Below are 3,238 nucleotides of genomic sequence, written 5' to 3' on the forward strand. Positions count from 1 at the left end.
CAGTGCCGGCCCCAGTGCACTCGAACCGGTTGGTTCGGGGTGATGGGTGGCTGGTCGTTGTTTGAGAACTGCACAGTGGACGCGAGCATCTGTGGCCAAGTTTTTAAGGGCGCACGGTGGATGCCTTGGCACCAGGAACCGATGAAGGACGTGGGAGGCCACGATAGTCCCCGGGGAGTCGTCAACCAGGCTTTGATCCGGGGGTTTCCGAATGGGGAAACCCGGCAGTCGTCATGGGCTGTCACCCATACCTGAACACATAGGGTATGTGGAGGGAACGCGGGGAAGTGAAACATCTCAGTACCCGCAGGAAGAGAAAACAACCGTGATTCCGGGAGTAGTGGCGAGCGAAACCGGATGAGGCTAAACCGTATACGTGTGAGACCCGGCAGGGGTTGCGTGTACGGGGTTGTGGGATCTCTCTTCTGTCGTCTGCCGGCGGCAGGGCGAGTCAGAAACCGTTGATGTAGACGAAGGACATGCGAAAGGTCCGGCGTAGAGGGTAAGACCCCCGTAGTCGAAACGTCAGCGGCTCGTCTGAGAGACACCCAAGTAGCACGGGGCCCGAGAAATCCCGTGTGAATCTGGCGGGACCACCCGCTAAGCCTAAATATTCCCTGGTGACCGATAGCGGATAGTACCGTGAGGGAATGGTGAAAAGTACCGCGGGAGCGGAGTGAAATAGTACCTGAAACCGTGTGCCTACAAGCCGTGGGAGCGTCGCGCATCGAGCTTGCTCGGTGCGTCGTGACTGCGTGCCTTTTGAAGAATGAGCCTGCGAGTTTGCGGTGTGTTGCGAGGTTAACCCGAGTGGGGTAGCCGTAGCGAAAGCGAGTCCGAACAGGGCGGTTGAGTAGCACGCTCAAGACCCGAAGCGGAGTGATCTAGCCATGGGCAGGTTGAAGCGGCTGTAAGAGGTCGTGGAGGACCGAACCCACCAGGGTTGAAAACCTGGGGGATGACCTGTGGTTAGGGGTGAAAGGCCAATCAAACTCCGTGATAGCTGGTTCTCCCCGAAATGCATTTAGGTGCAGCGTCGTGTGTTTCTTGCCGGAGGTAGAGCACTGGATAGGCGATGGGCCCTACCGGGTTACTGACCTTAGCCAAACTCCGAATGCCGGTAAGTGAGAGCGCGGCAGTGAGACTGTGGGGGATAAGCTCCATGGTCGAGAGGGAAACAGCCCAGAGCATCGACTAAGGCCCCTAAGCGTACGCTAAGTGGGAAAGGATGTGGAGTCGCACAGACAACCAGGAGGTTGGCTTAGAAGCAGCCACCCTTGAAAGAGTGCGTAATAGCTCACTGGTCTAGTGATTCCGCGCCGACAATGTAGCGGGGCTCAAGCGTACCGCCGAAGTCGTGTCATTCATACATTAGGGCCAACGCCTGTATGGATGGGTAGGGGAGCGTCGTGTGCCGGGTGAAGCAGCCGCGGAAGCGAGTTGTGGACGGTTCACGAGTGAGAATGCAGGCATGAGTAGCGATACAAACGTGAGAAACGTTTGCGCCGATTGACTAAGGGTTCCTGGGTCAAGCTGATCTGCCCAGGGTAAGTCGGGACCTAAGGCGAGGCCGACAGGCGTAGTCGATGGATAACCGGTTGATATTCCGGTACCCGCTGTGAAGCGTCAAACACTGAACCAGGCGATGCTAAGTCCGTGAAGCCGTTCCGGACCCTTCGGGGAAAGGAAAGTGGTGGAGCCGACGGACCAGACTTGCAGTAGGTGAGTGATGGGGTGACGCAGGAAGGTAGTCCATCCCGGGCGGTGGTTGTCCCGGGGTAAGGGTGTAGGACGTCAGGTAGGTAAATCCGCCTGGCACATAGTCTGAGACCTGATGCCGAGCCGATTGTGGTGAAGTGGATGATCCTATGCTGTCGAGAAAAGCCTCTAGCGAGTTTCATGGCGGCCCGTACCCTAAACCGACTCAGGTGGTCAGGTAGAGAATACCGAGGCGTTCGGGTGAACTATGGTTAAGGAACTCGGCAAAATGCCCCCGTAACTTCGGGAGAAGGGGGGCCATCACTGGTGAGAGCACTTGCTGCTCGAGCTGGGGGTGGCCGCAGAGACCAGCGAGAAGCGACTGTTTACTAAAAACACAGGTCCGTGCGAAGCCGTAAGGCGATGTATACGGACTGACGCCTGCCCGGTGCTGGAACGTTAAGGGGACCGGTTAGTGCGCTTTCGGGCGTGCGAAGCTGAGAACTTAAGCGCCAGTAAACGGCGGTGGTAACTATAACCATCCTAAGGTAGCGAAATTCCTTGTCGGGTAAGTTCCGACCTGCACGAATGGCGTAACGACTTCTCGACTGTCTCAACCATAGGCCCGGTGAAATTGCACTACGAGTAAAGATGCTCGTTTCGCGCAGCAGGACGGAAAGACCCCGGGACCTTTACTATAGTTTGATATTGGTGTTCGGTTCGGCTTGTGTAGGATAGGTGGGAGACTGTGAAGCTTGGACGCCAGTTCAGGTGGAGTCGCCGTTGAAATACCACTCTGGTCGTGCTGGATGTCTAACCTGGGTCCGTGATCCGGATCAGGGACAGTGTCTGATGGGTAGTTTAACTGGGGCGGTTGCCTCCTAAAGAGTAACGGAGGCGCCCAAAGGTTCCCTCAGCCTGGTTGGCAATCAGGTGTTGAGTGTAAGTGCACAAGGGAGCTTGACTGTGAGACCGACGGGTCGAGCAGGGACGAAAGTCGGGACTAGTGATCCGGCGGTGGCTTGTGGAAGCGCCGTCGCTCAACGGATAAAAGGTACCCCGGGGATAACAGGCTGATCTTCCCCAAGAGTCCATATCGACGGGATGGTTTGGCACCTCGATGTCGGCTCGTCGCATCCTGGGGCTGGAGTCGGTCCCAAGGGTTGGGCTGTTCGCCCATTAAAGCGGTACGCGAGCTGGGTTTAGAACGTCGTGAGACAGTTCGGTCCCTATCCGCTGCGCGCGCAGGAACATTGAGAAGGGCTGTCCCTAGTACGAGAGGACCGGGACGGACGAACCTCTGGTGTGCCAGTTGTCCTGCCAAGGGCATGGCTGGTTGGCTACGTTCGGGAGGGATAACCGCTGAAAGCATCTAAGCGGGAAGCCTGCTTCGAGATGAGTGTTCCCACCTCCTTGAGAGGGTAAGGCTCCCAGTAGACGACTGGGTTGATAGGCCAGATGTGGAAGCCCGGTAACGGGTGAAGCTGACTGGTACTAATAGGCCGAGGGCTTGTCCTCAGTTGCTCGCGTCCACTGTGTT

The 3,238-nt window shown here is 57.2% G+C and carries 1 rRNA gene; it reads left to right on the forward strand.

Annotation, left to right across the window (positions count from 1 at the left end):
• Positions 1 to 93 precede the first annotated feature (93 nt).
• Positions 94 to 3,216 (forward strand): 23S ribosomal RNA (locus tag P1P75_RS39580).
• Positions 3,217 to 3,238 lie beyond the last annotated feature (22 nt).

This window comes from Streptomyces sp. ID05-39B (assembly GCF_033794725.1).
Classification (GTDB): domain Bacteria; phylum Actinomycetota; class Actinomycetes; order Streptomycetales; family Streptomycetaceae; genus Streptomyces; species Streptomyces bobili.